The 20,085-nt window shown below is 39.8% G+C and carries 16 protein-coding genes; 12 read left to right on the forward strand and 4 right to left on the reverse strand.

Going from position 1 to position 20,085, the window contains the following annotated elements; all coding sequences use genetic code 11:
* The first annotated feature begins 42 nt into the window (after window positions 1-42).
* Both ACSLUH_RS10000 and ACSLUH_RS10005 read left to right on the forward strand, forming a co-directional pair.
* Window positions 43-1,314, forward strand: coding sequence for a sugar MFS transporter (locus ACSLUH_RS10000; RefSeq protein ID WP_448566523.1), 1,272 nt, complete (start codon window positions 43-45; stop codon window positions 1,312-1,314).
* The gene (locus ACSLUH_RS10005) at window positions 1,304-3,862 is read left to right on the forward strand and encodes a glycoside hydrolase family 3 protein (RefSeq protein WP_448566524.1); all 2,559 of its coding nucleotides are present in this window, start codon (window positions 1,304-1,306) and stop codon (window positions 3,860-3,862) included. The genes ACSLUH_RS10000 and ACSLUH_RS10005 overlap by 11 nt, the downstream gene beginning before the upstream one ends.
* Window positions 3,863-3,926: 64 nt before the next feature.
* On the opposite strand, the gene ACSLUH_RS10010 is transcribed toward ACSLUH_RS10005, so the two are convergent.
* The 4 genes from ACSLUH_RS10010 to ACSLUH_RS10025 are packed head-to-tail and all read right to left on the reverse strand — an operon-like array spanning window position 3,927 to window position 7,218.
* Window positions 3,927-5,234 carry a sensor histidine kinase gene (locus tag ACSLUH_RS10010; RefSeq protein ID WP_448566526.1) on the reverse strand — a complete coding sequence of 436 codons (1,308 nt, stop codon included), beginning with the start codon at window positions 5,232-5,234 and terminating at the stop codon, window positions 3,927-3,929.
* Window positions 5,235-5,237: 3 nt separating this feature from the next.
* Window positions 5,238-5,939, reverse strand: a complete 702-nt coding sequence (locus ACSLUH_RS10015; RefSeq protein WP_448566528.1) for a response regulator — start codon at window positions 5,937-5,939, stop codon at window positions 5,238-5,240.
* Window positions 5,940-5,957: 18 nt separating this feature from the next.
* A complete protein-coding gene (locus tag ACSLUH_RS10020) occupies window positions 5,958-6,392 on the reverse strand; it encodes a DUF3019 domain-containing protein (RefSeq protein WP_448566530.1) in 435 nt (144 codons plus the stop codon).
* The gene (locus ACSLUH_RS10025; protein ID WP_448566532.1) at window positions 6,382-7,218 is read right to left on the reverse strand and encodes a MipA/OmpV family protein; all 837 of its coding nucleotides are present in this window, start codon (window positions 7,216-7,218) and stop codon (window positions 6,382-6,384) included. The genes ACSLUH_RS10020 and ACSLUH_RS10025 overlap by 11 nt, the downstream gene beginning before the upstream one ends.
* 361 nt (window positions 7,219-7,579) lie before the next feature.
* Here ACSLUH_RS10025 and ACSLUH_RS10030 point away from each other — a divergent pair, with 361 nt between their 5' ends.
* From ACSLUH_RS10030 to ACSLUH_RS10075, 10 genes are all read left to right on the forward strand, one after another.
* Complete coding sequence (locus ACSLUH_RS10030; RefSeq protein ID WP_448566534.1) at window positions 7,580-8,815, forward strand: phospholipase A; 1,236 nt, start codon at window positions 7,580-7,582, stop codon at window positions 8,813-8,815.
* A 357-nt stretch (window positions 8,816-9,172) separates the two neighbouring features.
* Window positions 9,173-10,453, forward strand: a complete 1,281-nt coding sequence (locus ACSLUH_RS10035) for a tetratricopeptide repeat protein (RefSeq protein ID WP_448566536.1) — start codon at window positions 9,173-9,175, stop codon at window positions 10,451-10,453.
* A 17-nt stretch (window positions 10,454-10,470) separates the two neighbouring features.
* On the forward strand, window positions 10,471-11,697 hold the full coding sequence (locus ACSLUH_RS10040) for a hypothetical protein (RefSeq protein WP_448566538.1): 1,227 nt from the start codon (window positions 10,471-10,473) through the stop codon (window positions 11,695-11,697).
* A gap of 5 nt (window positions 11,698-11,702) precedes the next feature.
* Window positions 11,703-12,875, forward strand: coding sequence for a hypothetical protein (locus tag ACSLUH_RS10045; RefSeq protein ID WP_448566540.1), 1,173 nt, complete (start codon window positions 11,703-11,705; stop codon window positions 12,873-12,875).
* A gap of 56 nt (window positions 12,876-12,931) precedes the next feature.
* On the forward strand, window positions 12,932-14,458 hold the full coding sequence (locus tag ACSLUH_RS10050; RefSeq protein WP_448566542.1) for a tetratricopeptide repeat protein: 1,527 nt from the start codon (window positions 12,932-12,934) through the stop codon (window positions 14,456-14,458).
* A complete protein-coding gene (locus ACSLUH_RS10055; RefSeq protein ID WP_448566543.1) occupies window positions 14,455-16,548 on the forward strand; it encodes a PEGA domain-containing protein in 2,094 nt (697 codons plus the stop codon). Before ACSLUH_RS10050 ends, ACSLUH_RS10055 begins: the two co-directional genes overlap by 4 nt.
* Window positions 16,549-16,561: 13 nt before the next feature.
* Complete coding sequence (locus ACSLUH_RS10060; RefSeq protein ID WP_448566545.1) at window positions 16,562-16,873, forward strand: hypothetical protein; 312 nt, start codon at window positions 16,562-16,564, stop codon at window positions 16,871-16,873.
* A gap of 18 nt (window positions 16,874-16,891) precedes the next feature.
* Window positions 16,892-17,707: a MotA/TolQ/ExbB proton channel family protein gene (locus ACSLUH_RS10065; RefSeq protein WP_448566547.1), complete on the forward strand. Its 816-nt coding sequence runs from the start codon at window positions 16,892-16,894 to the stop codon at window positions 17,705-17,707.
* On the forward strand, window positions 17,704-19,011 hold the full coding sequence (locus tag ACSLUH_RS10070; protein ID WP_448566549.1) for a hypothetical protein: 1,308 nt from the start codon (window positions 17,704-17,706) through the stop codon (window positions 19,009-19,011). The genes ACSLUH_RS10065 and ACSLUH_RS10070 overlap by 4 nt, the downstream gene beginning before the upstream one ends.
* On the forward strand, window positions 19,004-20,080 hold the full coding sequence (locus ACSLUH_RS10075; RefSeq protein WP_448566551.1) for a VWA domain-containing protein: 1,077 nt from the start codon (window positions 19,004-19,006) through the stop codon (window positions 20,078-20,080). The genes ACSLUH_RS10070 and ACSLUH_RS10075 overlap by 8 nt, the downstream gene beginning before the upstream one ends.
* The last annotated feature ends 5 nt before the right edge of the window (window positions 20,081-20,085 follow it).

Consider the following 20,085-nt stretch of genomic DNA (forward strand, 5'->3'; position numbering starts at 1 on the left):
ACGACGTGTGGTTCCGTTTAAATTTTTTATAGGGGCTTTATTATGGCCGAAGCTTCAGTGATGTTGCAGTCTGGCGAACCTAAGCTTGATCCTGCATCGAATAGCAATAATCGATTTGCACTAATTTCGTTAACCTCATTATTTTTTATGTGGGGTTTTTTAACCTGTTTAAATGACATCCTTATACCCTACTTAAAGGGCGCATTTGAGCTGTCATATACACAAGCTATGCTAATTCAGTTTTGTTTTTTTGGCGCGTATTTTATCGTTTCATTGCCAGCAGGTGCGCTGGTGAGCAAAATTGGTTATCAACGAGGAATTGTTGCTGGTTTAGCAATAGCAAGTTTTGGTTGCTTTTTGTTTTATCCAGCTGCGCAAATGGGCATCTATGCAATATTTCTAATTGCATTGTTTGTTCTTGCTGCGGGTATTACTGTCTTGCAAGTTTCTGCTAACCCTTATGTGAGTATTTTAGGCCCTGAAAAAACAGCGTCATCGCGCTTAACAATGACACAGGCCTTCAATTCCTTGGGAACCACTGTTGCGCCGTTTTTTGGTGCTTGGTTAATCTTCAGTGGTAGCGAACATGCTCCAACAACGGATGCGTCTTCTGTCCAAGGTCCATATTTGTTTTTGGCGGCGGCATTACTGTTATTAGCAATAATTTTTATGCTACTGAAACTGCCACAGATGGGCAAAAGTGAGCATACGAGTATTTCTCCGCGCATTGCTCTTCAGTATAAACACCTAAAGCTTGGTGCGGTTGCGATTTTTCTCTACGTCGGTGCTGAAGTTGCGATAGGGAGTTTTTTAGTTAATTTCTTAAATCAACCGTCAATTGCTGGTATGAGCGAAGCACAGGCATCAAAATATATCGCCTACTATTGGGGCGGAGCAATGGTTGGACGCTTTATTGGTGCGATAGTGATGCAGCGTGTCGCGGCAGGTATGTTATTGGCTTTCAATGCGTTGATGGCGGTTGTCTTAATTACGACAGCAGTAATTTTTGACGGTAAAGTGGCAATGTGGGCGATTTTAGCGGTTGGTTTATTTAACTCAATTATGTTCCCAACCATTTTCAGTTTAGCAATCAATCGTTTAGGTGATGCAACTAGTCATGGTGCTGGTGTACTTTGTTTGGCCATCGTAGGCGGCGCTATTGTGCCACTTGCTCAAGGGGCATTAGCTGATACTGTTGGCATCCAACTGGCGTTTGCATTACCTATTTTATGTTATCTCTACATTGCATTTTATGGCGTTAAGGGCTCAGAGCCAGAGCTTTCTTTGCAACAGGGAGGCGGTCATGAAAAGTAAATTTTTAAAAGCGGCAATTGTCGTTAGCCCGATGTTATTGCTAGGTTGTAGCCCTGAAATCATTAAACTTGGTCGTGATAATACTAATACGGTAGTAGAAGACAACATCTGGCCGAAAATTACCTCTGAAGTTGAAACAGACCCGAAAATAGAAGCTCGAATCATCGAGATCATGTCGAGTATGACCTTAGAGCAAAAAATTGCTCAGATGATCCAGCCAGAGATCCGAGATATTACCGTTGATGATATGCGTCGCTATGGCTTTGGCTCTTATTTAAATGGCGGTGGTGCTTTTCCAAATAACAATAAGCACTCAACGCCAGAAGATTGGATCACCTTAGCAGAGAATATGTATCAAGCATCCATTGATGATTCGTTAGATGGTTCAACGATCCCAACCATGTGGGGCACGGATGCCGTGCATGGCCACAATAATGTTATAGGTGCAACATTGTTTCCGCATAACATTGGCTTAGGTGCTGCGAATAATCCTGCGCTTATTGAAAAAATAGCGCAGGTGACAGCTACTGAGGTGATGGTGACCGGAATTGATTGGGTTTTTGCACCGACTGTTGCGACGGTTAGAGACGATCGCTGGGGAAGAACCTATGAGGGCTACTCTGAAGATCCTGAAATAGTTAAAAGTTATGCAAAAGCTATCGTTCATGGCTTGCAAGGTCACGCTAATAAAGATTTTCTTGCAGATAATCGCGTTATCAGTACAGTTAAGCATTTTGTTGGTGATGGTGGCACCTTAAATGGTGTAGACCAAGGAAATAACTTGGCTGACGAGCAAACCTTGTTTGATATCCATGCACAAGGTTATGTCGGTGGTTTAACGGCAGGCGCGCAGTCTGTGATGGCTTCTTTCAACAGTTGGCAAGGTGATAAAATTCATGGCAATCGCTATTTGCTAACCAATGTTTTGAAAGAAACCATGGGATTTGATGGCTTTGTTGTCGGTGACTGGAATGGGCATGGTCAAGTTAAAGGCTGTACGAACAGTAGTTGTCCAGCGGCGATTAACGCTGGATTAGATATTTTTATGGCACCAACGGAAACTTGGAAGCCTTTGATGGAAAATACCATCGAGCAAGTCAAGCAAGGCATTATACCCTTATCTCGAATTGATGATGCCGTTAGTCGAATTTTAAGGGTTAAACTACGCGCAGGCTTGTTTGAAAAACCGAGTCCTGAAAAACGTCGCTTTTCAGGAAAAACTGAGTTGATTGGTAGCAGTGAGCACCGTGCAGTGGCTCGTCAAGCTGTCCGAGAGTCTCTTGTCTTGTTAAAAAACAACAACAACCTATTACCTCTTTCACCTAACGCTAAGGTGTTAATAGCTGGCGATGGTGCAAACAATATCGGAAAGCAGTCTGGTGGGTGGACGATCACTTGGCAAGGGACGAATAATACCAATAATGATTTTCCTGGCGGTACATCGATTTATGATGGTTTGAAACAGCAAATCCTCGCTGCTGGTGGGCAAGTTGAATTAAGTGAAGATGGTCAGTCTTCGATGGAAGCTGATGTCGCGATTGTGATTTTTGGTGAAGAACCTTATGCCGAGGGACAAGGTGATATTAAAGACTTGGTTTATCAAGCGAAGACCAAAAGCGATCTAGCGTTGTTAAAACGTTTGAAATCTCGAGGAATTCCAGTTGTTTCTGTATTTATCAGTGGCCGTCCAATGTGGGTCAATGCAGAGCTTAATGCCAGTGATGCGTTTGTCGCTGCTTGGCTGCCTGGCTCAGAAGGTTTGGCCGTCGCGGATGTCTTATTGAAAAATCCTCAAGAGCAAATTCAGCACGACTTTAAAGGTAAGCTTTCGTTTTCATGGCCAAAATCACCTGATCAAATAGTTAATCGTCATGATGAAGATTATCAACCGCTTTTTGCTTATGGTTATGGCCTAACTTATCGTGATTCAGTTAATTTAAGCAACGATTTGAATGAACATTATGATATCGACCATAGCAGTAAATCACTTGCATTTTTTGATGGCGGCATCGTTAGTCCATGGCAGCTAGCGTTGCAATCGAAAGAAGAGAAAGTGGTCGTAAGTTCCAATAGTGTTGAAATTAATGGGGTTTCATTTAGAACGATTGATCGGAATGTTCAAGAAGATGCTTTTCATTTAACTTTTGACGGAAGTGAATACGCCAGTGTTGAATTCTTAACGCAACAAACATTGAGTCCTGCACTCGATAATGATCTTAAGACATTGCTAACGCAACCAAGCTTATTTAACTTTACGATAAACATTGAGAATGAAGTGACTCAGCCGGTGTTGTTATCATTTGGCTGTGAAAATACGGTTAGTTGCCTTAAATCAGTGGATATAAAACCATTGCTTAATCAGTTAGAAAGTAATAAATGGCATAGCTTTACTGTTGATAGCCGGTGTCTTATTGACGCAATTGTGACAGATAAAGAGCTTAAAACAGCGCTTAAACTTTCTACTACTGGCACGTTGAATTTATCGGTTAATCGCATGGTCATTGAGGAAAAACCGGAACATCAAAAAGCAGATCTAGAATGTCAGTAATGATATAAGCGGCTCAAATCTAACTAGCTAGAGTAAAGGCATCACGTTATCGTTGATGCCTTTATTATTTTTTAGGAAGATGAATGATAAAAACTGCGCCAGCCAAACTATCGGTTTGCGTATTACCATTTTTGGCGACAATTGCTCCCTTATGCCAAGATATCACTTTCTTGCAGATAGCAAGCCCGAGCCCAAAATGTCCTTGTTCGCGAGAGCGATCTGCATCAAGCTTAACGAACGGATCAAATATTTCTCTTAGTTTATCATTAGCGATGCCTTTACCATCATCGGTGACAGTAATTTCAATATCGTCTATATTTTTAGTCAATGTTAAGCAAACTTGTGACCTCGCATATTGGCATGCATTGTTTATAAGATTATCAATTGCACGTTGAAACCAATAGCAGTCTATTGGATACGTTATTTCTTTTTCAGGTAATTTGGCTACTAACCTGATGTTATATTGCTCGGCCAGAGGTTGTAGTTCTTGACAAACATCGTAAAGAAATGAATTAAGATTGATCGGCTCAAGCTTTAGATTAACCCCGTGACGTTCCATTCCTGCATAAGATAAAAAGGTGCTGGTCATCTGCTCCATGTTGGTAAGTTCAGCTTCCATTCGTTCAAGATAATTGTTCTTCTTAATTGGGTCATTTGTAGATAAGGCGGCTTCCACACCAAAACGAAGACAAGACATCGGGGTTCTAATATCATGAGATAAGCTTCGAGCAAGTAATTTATTATCGTTTAAGAGCTTTTCAATTTGCGCGGCCATTAAATTAAAGTTCTCTTCCAACGGATGAATATAAGAGAGCTTGCTTTCTGCTACTCGAATATTAACTTCACCTTTACCGATCAGGTTTGCTGCGTTTGTCAAAATAAATAATCTTCTAGCTAAAGGGAGCAGCCAGATGATTAAAATAATGCAAACCCCTAAATACAAGGTGATCGTCAGAATGATATCAAGGCTTTCATTGTGCGCTTGTTTTGTCGGTAGTTCGAGGCGTAATAAGTAATTAGGATGGTTAGGAATTGTTTTTAGTAGATAAGGTTGTTGTTCAGTTGCCAGTAAAAGCCCACCTTTTGCGCTCAACTGGTTTGCAAGCGACGAAGGGAGAGCGACATTGTTACTATTATCAATAGATAATGAAAGGCCAAACTCAGTGGAGAGTGTTTTTACTTTATCAACGATTTGATGTGCTGCTGGCTGATTTAGCTGCTGACTGAATCCATCAATAAGCTGTCGGTAAACAATTATGTCGTCACTTTCTTTTGGCTCATCTTCACTGAGGACTAAGTTATCTAATCCCACACCAATTAAAAATAATGATCCTAACACGGCGATAATGATACTGATAAAGAGTCTTGTCATGATTTACTCATTCCAAGCATCCGCAACGAATAAGTACCCCTTACCCCAAACAGTTTTAAGTTTTTGTGGACTTTGTGGGTCGTCATTAAACAACTTACGTAATGTCGACAGCATCACGTCAAAACGACGATCTTGTCCGTCATATTCACGATTTTTTAATTGCTTAAAAACAGTATCTCTATCAACAACTTTGCCAGCATGCTGGGCTAGAAAACATAAAAATGCGAACAAACTTGTTGATAATTCAACTTCTTTTCCTTGATACATGACGCGGTTGGCTTCGGTATTAATCGACAATTGGCCAAAATTTAGCTCACAATTCTTGGCGTTTGGTGTCGTAGAAGCGCTCAGTGCTCCTTTGATTCGCGCAAGCAAAGCTCTTGGGCGTGCAGGTTTTATAATGTAGTCGTTAGCACCAGCTTCCAAACCGATAACCTCATCAAATTCATCTGCCCGAGCGGTAAGCATGATGATTGGAATCGGCGTTTTTTGCCGCAGTAACTGACATACTTGGATACCATTGATGCCTGGCAGCATTACATCGAGTAATACCAGATCAGGTTTGAACTGTTCAAAAACCTCGATTACCGCATCGCCACGTAAAATATGTTTGACCTTAAATCCTTGCTCTTGCAAATATTCAATAACCCAATTGGCAAGTGATACATCATCTTCAACCAGTAATATTTTTTCATTGTTACTCATAAAGTACCTCGATAAGGATCAAAATAATCGCCAACGACGTTTTCTGGGAGCTGCATTATGGACCCAGCTAACATCAATACTGGTTTTAGCAATCACTTTTTTATCATCGCTAGATGTGAGCAGATAAACAATTTTCTCGCCAGACTCAAATTCAAATATAACTTGTTCATTATTAGTATTTTGCCAGCACTTTAAGGGCGAATGCTCGTTTTTTGCGTAGATACAAAAATTTCCTTTTACTGGTGTACTCCATTGTAAGCTAACTTGAGCATAGCATTTTCTGCCTTGACGAAGCGTAACGCAATTTGCTGGCTGGGCGTTAAAAGAAACTGAGGTTTTACTTGGTGTAGATGTTACCTTTGTATGTGTTTCTGCATTAACAAAAAAAGCAATATTTCCTATGGCGCCTAAAAATAATAACCAAGCAACTCCTTTGCTTTGTTTAAAATACATAAAAGACTCCCAGCATTACTTCGGTAGCGTTTTGTCTTCTAACAATGGGACTGTCCGTAATATTGGCGGTAAAAAAACTGTGACTCGCGCCAAAATTAAGTGTCCATGATTCTGAGAGAGGTTTGAGCGCAAAAAACTCAAATTGTAATTTTGCTGCCTTACTGCCTTTATATTGCTGACGAAGCGAGCTAACCTCACTAGCATCAACACCATAGAAGTAATCGATAATATCGTTTGGGTAGTAAGTTAAGCTACTATTAAAGTACATATCCCAATTACGATAGGGCATCGCGTGACTATAAAACAGCTCAGCTAGCAGACCGTGAGCTCCAGTAGAAGGTGATAAGGTTGCTATATCCAATGAAACCATATCGTCCTGCATGTAACGTGTGTATCGTAAGCCGATGCCAGCACCCACTCTTCTATCTTTTAAACCTGAAAGAATGGGGATGTCGCTATCTGCTTCTTCAAGCGTTTTTTCAATCGAAAGCCCAGCTATATAGGCTTTAGAGATGATATCTAACTCTGATGTTTCATTAACAAAAAGTTGATAGCCTACTTCTCCACCTAAAGAGTGAGTATCAGCCCGATGGTGATCAGACTGAATAAAAAATCCTTTGTAATAAACATCTACGAGTAACGTTAAGTTAATATAATCTGCAAAGTGGCGCTGCTCTAAACCATCTAGAATTTCTCTTTCAAAAGCGAGCGCAAAGCCAAGTTGAGCATTCCAGCTAATGGTTTCGTTAAATATTGTACTTTCATTTTGGGGCTTTTTATCATTGGCAGATAAATAACTGCTGAACAGGCAAAGGACGCCTAACATGATGACTCTTATCATGCCCAAGTTACTCCGGTTATTAGAGGAAATTAACGATAAATAGCAGTAAAACAAACTAGATTTAAGGTTAATGGGTTATAAACATATGGTGGGCATGTTATCAAAGTTAATTGAGTCAGGGCAGCTTTTGAAAGAAGATAATTGTTTAAAAATTGTAAGATTAATTCAAAAAATAGCCTCTAAAGATCAACTCTCTATAGCGTTTAGTTTGCATTAGAGCGCTTATAAAAGCTGTTTATTTCGTTTTGAATATAAATATAAAATTTACGATAACTCTTTATTTAACGGTATAATCATTGAAACATTAAGATGTTTTTAAACTAGCTTCAAAATTGGATAAATAACAATGATAAAACGGACCACCTGGCTATCATTATTGGTCGTTGTGCTATCGGCTTCAGTTCTACCAGTAAATTCTCAAGAAATAGACAATGAAGTTTTATTAACAGAAATGAGCTCTGACAGAGCTAAGCAAACTGCTGAGACTAGCGCAGAGGTTAAGGAAAGTTTTTGGTCGAAAGTTATTAGAAAAAGTGAAGACTTTAAACAACAAAAATGCCAAGAAGAAGGCATGTATTTCCGTTGTTTATCTGGTTTTGAACCATCCTATTTTGGTTACGTTGGGCGAGATGACGCCCATCTAGATGGAAGTCATCTCGAGTTTAAGGTCTCAATGAAGTATCCGCTATGGGGCGGTTTGGATGACTATGGAAGTGATCAAATAAGCGATCTACGTTCAAGTGCCGTATATTTTGCTTACACGGGTTTATACGACTTTTATTTTGGCTCTCGTTATTCTGCTCCCGTTATTTCCCGACGTCAAAACCCTGGAGTTTTTTATCAATATCAATATGAAAATAAACCTAGTGGCTATCAGTATTTTTCCTTGGGGTATTTTCATGAATCTAATGGTCAAGAAATTGATCGAGAGCAAATGTTTGATAATAAAGTACAAGATCTATTGCTACGTAATTGCACAGATAAGGGAGATGACTGCTTGACTGACCCATTCCAGCAGAAAAGGGCTCGAGCAATGGCCACTGACTACTTGAGTAGAGGTTGGGATTACTTAAGAGCATCAACAAAATATACAATAACACATCGCAGAGATTTGCTTGGCCGTCGATTAGCTATTCAAACAGATATCTATTTTTCCGCAAGAGTCTATTTCAATTGGCAAGGGTTAGGGTTTGTTGAAGGTCGAGAAGAAAACATTGATTGGTTACCTGAAATCGATAATAGCCGTGAACAAATTTATGACTTCAATACTTATGAACTTACCTTATCGCGAAAACTAAACTCTCTTAACTGTAAACCAGCGACTTCAAATCGTTGCAGTACGTCAGAAAGTAGAGATATGCAAGGTAAGGATTGGCTCGATTATTTGGCTGACACTACCGATTGGAGTGTCACACTAATAACGGGTAAAGATCTTAATCACCTTTCATACCGATTAGATATTACTCACCATTTGGCTGGTCAGTTTCCATTAAAACTAATGTATTTTAATGGATATGGTGAGAATATCTCGACGTATCAACGTAAAAGTCATTATTGGATGCTTGGTATCGAGTTATGGTAGCTTTTAGTGCTTTTTTAATAACGTTCTTGCTTTTGTTATTGTTACAAAAAGTTACACTTGTCGAACTAGCTAAAAGCTTTAACATTAAAAGCTTTGTTTGAGGTTTGAACAAAAGTTGCTTATTTTTTTATCGGCTTTCTTTACTTCGTTTTTATCACATCTATACTTAAATTAACGCTGGTTTGTTAATTTGCTCAAATCAAGTCGCGGTCAATATCACAATAGTTTTCAATAAATTATTGTATACAAAAAAGATAGAGATATTGTCGGCATTCCTGGGAAAGTACATTGCTTTTGTTTAAGTAGACTCTCTAGTTAGGGGCTAAATTTTGGCTGTGAGGTTTTCGAGGGGGGAGTATGATCCTTAACCATTCAACATTAAAGATGATGGCTTTGCTGATTGCATTGTCATTAGTGAGCGCTCCGTCATCAGCGCGTGGTGATGTGATTAAATCATCTCTATTTGATCGAAATGCAAACTCGAAAAATACACTATCACCAAGTCAAGTTCAAAAAGTGGTCGAGGAATATCAGCAAGTAATCGACATACTTGAATCGAGTGAAGGTGTTTATGGGGCAACCCTCTCTCAAGAGCTTTTAAACCTGGGCAATTTATATCAACAGTATAACCAGCATGAGCTTGCGATTAAAACTTTCAAAAGAGCATTGCATTTAACGCGTGTAAATGAAGGGCTGTATTCAACAGCTCAAACACCCATAGCGGAAAAACTTATTAATAGTTACTACGCGAGTAAGCAATGGGGAAAAGTAGAAAGTCAGCTTTCATATATTTACTGGCTTGCTCGTCAAAATTTTGGTAACAATTCAATCAAGCTGCTTGACGTGACACTTCAAATAGCTCATTGGAACATTAAATCGTTTGCTCTAAGACTTAAAGAGGAGCCAGTTTTAGATTTAGTTAGCGGTTATTATACGCTTGAAAAAGCAATTGAGTTAATCAAGACTCATTATGGGGAAAAGGATCCACGACTTATTGCGCCATTACGAGATTTACAGTTAGTTAATTATCTTATCGCTGTTAGTCCGGTATCTATAGATAGCACACTCAAAAAATCTAGCCAGCGAAACATGGCGATAGAAGACACTAATATCACTAGCAAGATCGGGACGTTAAAGTCGAAAAGTTATGTTAAAGGAGAAGAATTAATTGAATTTGAGTTATCTGTTCAAAAAGCTATGAATGATCAGCCGATTAATGTCGGTAATACCATGCTTAAGTTGGCAGATTGGTATCTATTGTTCGGTAAAAGAAATAGAGCCAATCGCAATTATCAGGCGGCTTTTGAATATGTAGATAGTCAAATAAGTGATGATGAAATTGTCACACAGATGTTTTCTAAACCAGTGGCATTGCCTGATTTTCCCCGTTTAAATAATACGTTTGTTAGTTTAGAGGGGACAAGTATGGTTACAGGCAAGCAGGAGTATGTTCTTGCCTCCTTGGACGTTACTCCTTACGGAAAGCCTCGAAATATTGAAATTGTCAATGACACATTAAAAAGCAATGCAACCAAAAATAAGTTGATGCGAATACTTAGGCAAACTCAGTTTCGGCCAACTATAGCAAGGGGGACACCTGTTCTTGCTGAAAATATTCAATTACATATTTACCCATAACTCGGAGAGAGCTGAAGATGTTTCATGGAAAAAAATTGGTCATTGGCGTCATTAGCATGGTTATGTTTGTTGGTTGTAAAACAACGCAACAGGCACAAACACCGCCGCCGCCAACGAGTATGCCTTCAACTAGTTCACCAAGTTCAATGCCAAAACCTCCTTCAACGGCTTCGCGTCCATCAAATGCTTCTCAGCCACAACAAAGACAAAGTAAAGCTAAGCAGCAGCAAAGTGAAAGTGGTGAACGCTCTTCAAGTGCGAGAAAATCATCCACTGAATCTCAAAGTAATACAGGTGCAAAGACGTCTCGTCAAGCTGATGTAAAGTCGAGTTCGAATGCAGAAGGTAGTGAATCTTCAAGTCAAACGCAACAAACTGCTCAGCAAGATGGTGGCGAAGCATCTGATAATTCACAGGAAGAGTTTGAGCCAGTAACAGGCGAAACAAGTGAGTCGCAAAGCGATGAGATAGACTTTTCAGAAGAAGAAACTGAATCCAGTTCTAGTTCAAATTCAGCAGAATCTAGTTCGGCTAGTCAATCGAGCCAAAGTAGTTCAAGTAACAGTCAAGCCAGTCAAAATAGTTCGAGCAGTAGCCAGGCAAGTCAATCACGTCAAAGTAGTTCAAGTAACAGTCAAGCGAGTCAATCTAGCCAAAGCAGTTCGAGCAGCAGCCAGGCGAGTCAATCGACTCAAGCTAAAAAAGCTAAGAATCGAGGTCAAATAGTAGCTGGAAGTAAAAGTGACCCCTTGGGGTCTAGTAGCAATAATCAAACATCGTCAGAAAAAATCGCTGAATTAGAGCAGGAATTAGAACAAGGAATGGGAGATTTTGACGGCATGATATTAGCTGAACGAGCTCACGTAAAAAGCCGCCAAGATGAAACGGGTAGTGAAGATGAAGTAGCTGCCGCGAACGATTCCTCAGCAGGTGGGGCGTTATATGATGACGTGTTAAATGGAGCACCCGATAGTTCGCAATCACAAGTTGGAGACGGCAGTCCATCGGCCCCTGTTGCCAGTAGTTCTGGTGCAGGGACAATGCCAAATAGCGCGCCAAATCAGCGAGAAGGTGACTATAACCACAGTCCACAAGTATTTGCTCCACCCGCTGATATTCCTAGTGGTAATGATGATGATGTTGTTGCTCGCCAAATAAGAGAGGCTGCGTTAAAAGAGTCTGATCCTAAGTTAAGAGAAAAGCTTTGGGAAGAATATCGTAAGTATAAAAAACAACAAGAGTAAATTACATGAGAATATTCGTAAATCTGGTTACTGTTCTTACTATTATCATGATGAGTGCTTGCAGTTCTGTAGAGGTGAAAACAACTGATGTTGTTAAAATTCAACATAATATGCAAGATATTCCAGATCGTGAGTTATTAGATATTGGCATAAAGATATTTGATCCCGGGTTGGATAAGCTAGACGAACTTGATGAAGATGAACTTGTCTTTCCGGAGATCCGTATTGCTGAGGCAAGCTATTTTCCATATAAGTTAATGGAAGCCATTCAAGCAAGTTCAGTTTGGGGAGCGGTTAGGGTAATACCAAGTAGTTACGATGCTATCGATGTTATCGTCACAGGTACTATTATTCGTTCTGATGGCGAAAGAATGAATATCTCGGTAAATGTTGCCGACTCGAAAGGTCGGCATTGGTTTACTAAAGAGTATTATCATATGGCAAGTCGTTATTCGTACGATAAGAAGATGCGCCGACAAAAAGAGCCTTTTCAGAATATATATAACCAAATAACCAATGATATAAACAATTACAGGCACTCGTTAAGTTCTGAGCAGTTAGTTGAGCTAAGACAAATATCAACCTTAAAGTTTGCTAAAGCATTTGCACCGGAAATATATAGTGAACATCTTGGTCGTGATAGCAATGGAAACATTGCTATTAATCGGCTCCCAGCTGAAAACGATCCTATCTTTCAACGGATTTCAAGAGTACGGGATCGTGATCACCTCTTTATTGATACCTTGCAAGAGTATTATGGTAGCTATTATCAGGAGATGAAAACACCGTACTTGCAATGGCGACATGAAAGTTATAACGAAGTTTTGGCGCTAAGAAATATGCAGCGCAAAGCAACTAACCAAAAGTTAATCGGGGCTGCAGCTATTATTGCAGGAGTTTTAGGTGCAGGCAATAGTAATGCTAGTGTTAGAACGGCGTCTGTATTGGGTGCTACTGCAGGGGCCTATGTTTTGAAAGCTGGCTACGATAGAGAAGCTGATGCTCAAATTCACGTTGAAGCGTTGCAAGAGTTAGGAGATTCTTTAGAAGCGAGTATTGCAGAGCATGTCATAGAGCTTGAGGATAGAACCGTCACTTTAACAGGGACAGTTGAAGATCAATACAAACAATGGCGCGAAATTTTACAAGAACTTTATCGTATCGAAGTTGGAAGTTAAGCAGAAGTTAATTTGTTGTTCTATAGTTTAATTAAGACTAAAAAGTGAGTTGTTTCATGAGCGATAAACTGAAAAATAACAATAATAACAATCAACAACAAGAACAAGCCGTCTCCTTGGTATTTGCGAATAAGCCGACTTTCAAAGAAAGGTTTTTTGCTAAAACAGAGAAACGAAACTTACTTGTATTTACAGTTCTATTACTTTTTATTTTCATTGCTTATTATGTATTTTTTAAGCTACCACAAACGGTTGAAAAGCCAGCGATCGAAACAGATGCTAAAGCGTTTATTGCTAAAGAGGATGCCAAGCCAATTAATGAATCTCCATTTAAACAAACGCAATTGGCAAAGTTTAGACAGCAAGCCCAGCAAATATTATCTGAGGTCATCGACTTACAAAATAACTTAGAAGAACGCAAGGTTCAGTTGTGGTCAAAAAAACCGTTTGAACAAGCATTAAATACGGCGAGCCAAGGCGATCTATTTTATCGCAATCAAGAGTTTGAACAGGCGATCGCGCACTATAATCAAGCGCTAGATGCCTTGACTCGTATTGATGAAAGCGCCGAGACGTTCTTTCAACAGTATTTAACAGCGGGACGCGATGCAATAGCCGAGCAAGATGCAGAAACAGCAAAGAGTTCTCTGGAACTTGCAATGCACATTTCACCGCAAAATGAGCAGGCAAAGCAATTGTTTGATCGCAGTTTAGTACTTGAGCAAGTGATTGATTATTTAAATAAAGGTGACGAACTGGTTTTAGAGCGAAAGCTAGAACAAGCTAAAGTATGGTATGAAAAAGCTACGGGGCTTGATCCTTTGTCAACATTGGCACGTGATAAGCTGGAAGATGTTAGTTCACGCATCATCGAGCAAAATTTTTCTAAGGCAATGTCTCGTGGTTATCAACAATTACAAAATAAAGCTTATGACCGCGCAATTAAGAGCTTCCAGCAAGCATTAGCAATTAAACCTAATGCAAAACTGGCACAAGATGCGCTTGAACAAAGTCATAATGAAAAAACCTTAGCTAAAATAGAAAGTTTACTTAGTCTTGCCGTTGCTGATGAACAAAGTGAGCGTTGGCTGCAAGCACAACAACATTACAAAAAAGCACTTACCCTTGATCCGACCTTGGTTAAAGCCAAAGTCGGAGAATTAAGGGCAACGGCTCGATTAGCGTTAGACACAGATCTCAAGCGCATAATTGATGAGCCCAATCGATTAGCCAGTGAAAATATCTATAATCAAGCGAAAAGTACTTTTGAAGATGCGTTAGCCATTAACAAGCCAGGGAAAAAGCTATCGGCACAGATATCGGCAGCGCGCGCAATACTCAACAAAATGAAAGTACCGGTCTCTATCACATTAAAATCTGACAACATTACGCAAGTAACGCTATATAAAACAGGCTCTCTTGGCACTTTTATCGAGAAAGAATTAACGTTGACACCTGGTGAATATACCCTTGTCGGAACGCGAGACGGCTTTAGGGATGTGAGGGAGGATTTTTCACTAGGTCCAAATGACACGTCAAAAACAATTGTCATTCAATGCAATGAAAAGGTAACCAATGGATGAGTAGATTTGAACACTTCTCTGAGCACAATTTGAATGCAAACCCTAAAAATCATTTTATTCAGGCCAGTGATTTTACCCCGTCACAAGGAAAGAAAAACCCTAAAATAGGTCATTTTTCTCGACCAGTTAACTATATATTAGTACTCGTATTTGTTATGGCTTTGGCAGCGCTATGGTACTTGTTTACTGCAAGATCAGTCCTTGTACAAACGGTACCCGCGAGTGAACAAATTGAAATTTCTGGAGGTTGGGCATTTAAATGGAATGAGTATTATTTAATGCAACAAGGGCAGTATCAGGTTAATGCTCAACTGAAAGGGTATTATCCTATTGCTCAGAGCTTTACTGTCGAACAAGCGCAGAATCAATCGAAATCATTTGCCTTTACGCCTCTGCCTGGAAAGCTGGAACTTAATGTCTCACCTACAACCTCTTATCAGCTTTTAGTCGATAATAAGTTAGTGCAGGTTAAAGAAAATTTGAGTGATGAGATAAGTGCAGGTGAGCATCAGGTTACCATTCGTGCCCCGCGCTATTTTGAACAAACGAAAACGGTAACGATAGAGGGCAAGTCAACAACGCAATCGTTAGCTTTTACGTTAGTGCCCGCTTGGGCCGATATTTCGATTTCAAGTGACCCTGAAGCCGTAGAGGTTTACCAAAACGAAACATTACTTGGCGTTACACCATTAACGACCGAACTATTGCAGGGAGAACATCGATTAGTTTTTCAAAAACAAGGTTATCAAACAACGTATCGTGATGTTCGTGTTGTTGCTGGGGAGCACCAATCACTAAAAACTGTAGGTTTAATAAAAGTCTTTGGTAACCTTGTGGTTGAATCACAGCCTTCGGGTGCCAGTGTTACTTTTGGTGATAGCTTTCTAGGAAAAACCCCGCTAGAAGCTGAGGTAATGCCTGATGAAAATCAACCGCTTATGTTGTTTAAAGAGGGATATAAAGCGTTAACCGTGATGCTTTCAGTACCGTCGGGGCAACAGACTCTTCAACGGTTTACCTTGCAGCCATTAATAGGTGATATAGAAGTTAATGTTGTTCCTGAAGATGCGCTTATCTATATTGATGAACGCTTAATGGGGCGAGCCAATCAAACTTTTTCTTTACCGATAAAGAAACAATCGATAAAAATTGAAAAAGAGGGGTACGTCAGTTATCAAGCCGATATTTTGCCTAGTGCGACACAAGTACAAGCACTATCGATTACATTAAAAACAGAACAACAAGCTCGATTTGACAACTTAAAACCAGAAATTAGTGCGGCAACGGGGAGTAAGTTAAAGCTGTTTAAACCTAATGATACATTTGTCATGGGAGCTTCGCGTCGTGAACAAGGACGAAGAGCAAATGAAGCGCAACGAACCGTAAAATTAACCAAACCGTTCTATTTTGGCGTTACTGAAATTACCAACCAAGAATTTAAACAGTTCGATAAAGCACACTTCTCTGGCCATGTTAAGGGAAATAGCCTCAATGGTGCTAGGCAGCCTGTGGTTGAAGTTACCTGGTTACAAGCAGCGCTATTCTGCAACTGGTTGTCAGCACGAGATAACCTCACCGCTTATTATGTGGTAGAGGATAATAAAGTTGTTGGACAAAATGAACAAGCAAACGGATATCGTTTGCCGACCGAGGCTGAATGGAGTTATGTCGCAAGATATGAAAATGGTCAAATGGCAAAATATCCATGGGGGGAACAACTACCTCCGCCACAAGGAGCAGCCAATTTAGCCGATGTTGCGAGCGCACCGATCTTAGGAAGAATCTTAACCAACTATAACGACCAATATGTTGTTAGCGCTCCGGTGGCTAAGTTTGTACCGAATAGCAATGGGATCTTTGACTTGTCAGGTAACGTCGCTGAGTGGGTAAATGATTATTATCATATTCCGACAGGTTTATCCTTAAAAACAGAGGAGAATCCTCTTGGACCTGACACTGGTGATTATCGCGTGATACGTGGTGCAAGTTGGGCACATGGAACGCGCACTGAACTAAGGCTTTCTTATCGCGATTATAGTAACGATAAAAGAAATGACCTTGGTTTTCGTATTGCCAGAAATGCACTTTAAGTGAGGTAGGTGTATGCATATTGCCATGGTCACATCAAAGAAAGTGCTGAGCGTTGCGCTTGTGTTATCAGTGTCGAATTTTTCCATAGCTCAAGAAACACTAGCAGTCAATAAACCGGAAGATACAAAGCAAGTTACTGCAAAGCAAGATAGTAAACAATCAATTGTGTTACCAGCTGAAAATCAACAAGTGAAAGATAGCAAAGGTGAAGCTAAAACCGATTCTGTTGACGTCAATAAATTGCCAAACAAAAAAAATGATAGTTTTGTACCAAGTGAAGAAATCTCTGAAGACTTAGCGGTTTCTTTTCCGGTCGATATTTAAGAATAATAAGGAAGAACCATGAAGAGAAATGCAGGTAATGAATTTATATATCAAATTTTCGCTCTGTTACTGTCGATCATTGTTGTTCATGCTGCCTATGTCACCATGATTCGTCCCAAAGCTGACGCGATTGCGCAGCAGCAACTCGCGCAGCAAGCTGCGGGAAGTTTAGTGACCAATCACCGTTCACTTTATGTTGTTCTTAAAGACTACGAGCAAGAAACCTGTTTAATTTTAATGTGTTGGGCTTTGTTGATTATGGGATATAAAGCGAAATATTTTCATTTTGAAAAGAATATGCTTAATCATGCGATGCTCAATGTAAAGCCGGGGACCAGTATTTTGCCTGTTGATGCTCGAAACTTAATTCGGCCGTTGCAAGAATTACCTAAAGAACAGCAGCAAATGCTAGCACCTCGCACATTGCTTATAGCGCTGCAAAGGTTTGCAACAACTGGCAATGTCGCTGCCGTTGCCAGCGCGATAAAAGATGTCTGCGAAGCGGAAGCTGACAAGCTCGATAGTGAGTTAGCAATGATTCGCTATATTGCTTGGGCGATACCATCTATCGGTTTTATTGGAACTGTTCGCGGAATTGGTGAAGCGCTAGGACAAGCACATAAAGCCGTAGAAGGCGATATCATAGGTGTCACCAACAGCCTGGGGGTGGCATTTAATTCAACATTTATTGCGCTTGTTATCAGCATATTTTTGATGTTCTTTATGCATCAATTGCAGCTTATGCAAGAACGATTGGTGCAAAATACACAAGATTATTGTGATAACAATTTACTTAATCATATGAAGTCAAACAATGATGAGGTAAAACAATGAATTATGCGGTATTGAATATCAATGACTTCCAGCTATCTTTGCGCTTTGATGGTGAGGCCTGCTATCAACTGGGCAGTGCCTGGGTAACTAAAGATGGTGTCACTTTTGATGAAGAAGCATTGCACCATAGCCGCACCAATCCACAAACTTGCTTTGACCACTATTGGCAGCAAATTTCTTTAGATGACATCGACAGCGCTAATGAGCGAGTAAATAATTACGCTGATTTAGTCTATTTGCAGTTTAATGAAATGCTCAAGTCGTTGCCGGCTTTTCATCAAGTGGTGGTATTGGTTAACGGTCAATATAGTGAAAAACAGTTATCTCTATTACTTGGTGTTATTAAGGCGTGCCATGTCGATGTGATTGCCGTGATTGATAAGTCAGTATTAACCGTTGCATCTGTAGGTAATGAAACTACCAATTATTTTATCGATCTTGGCCTGCATCAAACCACATTAACTATGGTGCAATTAGGTGATAACGCTGAATTAACCGAATTTCATGTCGTCAATCAGCATGGTTTTTTAGATTTATTAGAAGAACTAGCGACTTGGTTAAATCAGCAATTTATTAGCGAATATCGTTTTGATTGTTTTGATGTTGCGATTGCAGAACAAAGCCTAATAGACCAGTTATACGCGTTGATTAAAGATCCCAGTTTGCCATCATGCATAACCATCAGTGATCAAGAGTTGTCCGAAATTACCTATCACTTTAGTGTCGATGACTTTAATGCCATTGTTTCGCGTTTTTTTAAAGATAGTTTAAGGCAGTTCATTTCACCTAACGTTCCATCATCAGCAATTTTTTATAGCACAGCCTTTGGATGTGTCGGTAAACGTTTATCATTTTTAGATGCAACACCTATTACCTTTGAACACAGTATTGATTGGCAATCGTTAAATGCAGTGCTTGAGCAAAACTCTCAGGGCATTTCGAGGATCACAGCATTACCACGATTTTATCAAGTATTAGCGCAACCTATGCCAAAAGAAGAGGTTTCTCATATTATTTTTAATGGTGATGTTATTAAACTCAGCAGTGATGTTATTGCTTTACCATTAGAGAGTGACCAATGCTTATCTTTTGTCGATCAAGAACCATTACAAAGCATGCTGACATTAATTTTACAAGACGGTTGTTGGACGATAAAAAATAATTGCCACGCTAAAGTTTATCTTAACAACACTTTGATCAAACAAACGGCAACGATTAAAAAAGGGGACCTCGTAACTTTTGCTGAAAATGGTAATTGGTTTTCATTAGCTAAGCTTATGTTATCAGGTGAAGTTCATGGCTAATAAGCGTGGTTTCAATACTTTCAGTTTGTCTTTTCTCGATATCATGTCGTGTGGTTTTGGTGCGGTCGTTCTTGTCTTTTTAATTATCAAGCACGATGTCAATGTACAAGTTGAAAGTCAAAACAATGATCTTCAGGCAGAGGTTAACCTACTCGAAAAAGAAGTATTAGTCGGTAAAGAACATTTAGTCGCGGTAAAAAATACGCTGTCGTTACTCGATCAGGAGTTGGTCGAAGCCAATGGTTTAGCAAGGCGCATTAATGAAGAAATTGATGCAATAAAAAACAAGATAGTCACTATTGATACCGAAAGTGATGATCAGCAAATAGTTAAAATGAAGGAAGAATTAAAAACGCTATTATTAGAAAAAGAAAAATTAGAAGAAGAGCAAGCTAAAGGTAATAATGCGAGGCGATTCATTGGCCAAGGAGAGCGTCAATATTTAACGGGATTACGCTTAGGTGGCAGCCGAATACTCATTTTATTAGACACCTCGGCAAGTATGTTAGATCATCAAATTGTTAACGTGATCCGTCGACGTAATATGTCGGATGATACTAAAAAGCTATCAGAAAAATGGCAGCGGGCGGTTAGGGCCGTCGAATGGTTGATTGCCAAGCTGCCCATAGAAAGCCAATATCAAATACATACCTTTAACACGAAGGTTACAGCATCAGATCAGTCAACTCTTGGTCAGTGGCTAGTGTTGTCCGATCAGGAGCAATTGGAAAAGAGTTTAACTAATTTATATGAAGTTGTCCCTCAAGGCGGCACTAGCTTATTAAACGCGTTTGCTAGTATTAATAGTCTTGATCCGCTTCCCGATAATATCATCCTGATCACCGACGGTTTGCCTACAATCGGCTCCCAAACTAAGAAAAGTGGCACTATTTCAGGTCCAGAAAGGGAAGTCTTATTTGAAGAGGCGTTAACCTATTTGCCCGCTAATATCCCAGTTAATACTCTGCTTTGGCCTATGGAAGGAGATCCTATGGCGGCGGAGGCGTTTTGGCGTTTGGCACAATTATCTCGAGGGTCATTTATGAGCCCCTCTCGTGATTGGCCTTAGGGGGA

The sequence above is a fragment of the Thalassotalea ganghwensis genome (assembly GCF_053485795.1).

What these genes read in the sequence shown, in the direction of transcription:
- ACSLUH_RS10000 (WP_448566523.1), top strand. Translation starts at nt 43, where the DNA reads ATGGCCGAAGCTTCAGTGATGTTGCAGTCTGGCGAACCTAAGCTTGAT.
- ACSLUH_RS10005 (WP_448566524.1), top strand. Translation starts at nt 1,304, where the DNA reads ATGAAAAGTAAATTTTTAAAAGCGGCAATTGTCGTTAGCCCGATGTTA.
- ACSLUH_RS10010 (WP_448566526.1), bottom strand. Translation starts at nt 5,234, where the DNA reads ATGACAAGACTCTTTATCAGTATCATTATCGCCGTGTTAGGATCATTA.
- ACSLUH_RS10015 (WP_448566528.1), bottom strand. Translation starts at nt 5,939, where the DNA reads ATGAGTAACAATGAAAAAATATTACTGGTTGAAGATGATGTATCACTT.
- ACSLUH_RS10020 (WP_448566530.1), bottom strand. Translation starts at nt 6,392, where the DNA reads ATGTATTTTAAACAAAGCAAAGGAGTTGCTTGGTTATTATTTTTAGGC.
- ACSLUH_RS10025 (WP_448566532.1), bottom strand. Translation starts at nt 7,218, where the DNA reads ATGTTAGGCGTCCTTTGCCTGTTCAGCAGTTATTTATCTGCCAATGAT.
- ACSLUH_RS10030 (WP_448566534.1), top strand. Translation starts at nt 7,580, where the DNA reads ATGATAAAACGGACCACCTGGCTATCATTATTGGTCGTTGTGCTATCG.
- ACSLUH_RS10035 (WP_448566536.1), top strand. Translation starts at nt 9,173, where the DNA reads ATGATCCTTAACCATTCAACATTAAAGATGATGGCTTTGCTGATTGCA.
- ACSLUH_RS10040 (WP_448566538.1), top strand. Translation starts at nt 10,471, where the DNA reads ATGTTTCATGGAAAAAAATTGGTCATTGGCGTCATTAGCATGGTTATG.
- ACSLUH_RS10045 (WP_448566540.1), top strand. Translation starts at nt 11,703, where the DNA reads ATGAGAATATTCGTAAATCTGGTTACTGTTCTTACTATTATCATGATG.
- ACSLUH_RS10050 (WP_448566542.1), top strand. Translation starts at nt 12,932, where the DNA reads ATGAGCGATAAACTGAAAAATAACAATAATAACAATCAACAACAAGAA.
- ACSLUH_RS10055 (WP_448566543.1), top strand. Translation starts at nt 14,455, where the DNA reads ATGAGTAGATTTGAACACTTCTCTGAGCACAATTTGAATGCAAACCCT.
- ACSLUH_RS10060 (WP_448566545.1), top strand. Translation starts at nt 16,562, where the DNA reads ATGCATATTGCCATGGTCACATCAAAGAAAGTGCTGAGCGTTGCGCTT.
- ACSLUH_RS10065 (WP_448566547.1), top strand. Translation starts at nt 16,892, where the DNA reads ATGAAGAGAAATGCAGGTAATGAATTTATATATCAAATTTTCGCTCTG.
- ACSLUH_RS10070 (WP_448566549.1), top strand. Translation starts at nt 17,704, where the DNA reads ATGAATTATGCGGTATTGAATATCAATGACTTCCAGCTATCTTTGCGC.
- ACSLUH_RS10075 (WP_448566551.1), top strand. Translation starts at nt 19,004, where the DNA reads ATGGCTAATAAGCGTGGTTTCAATACTTTCAGTTTGTCTTTTCTCGAT.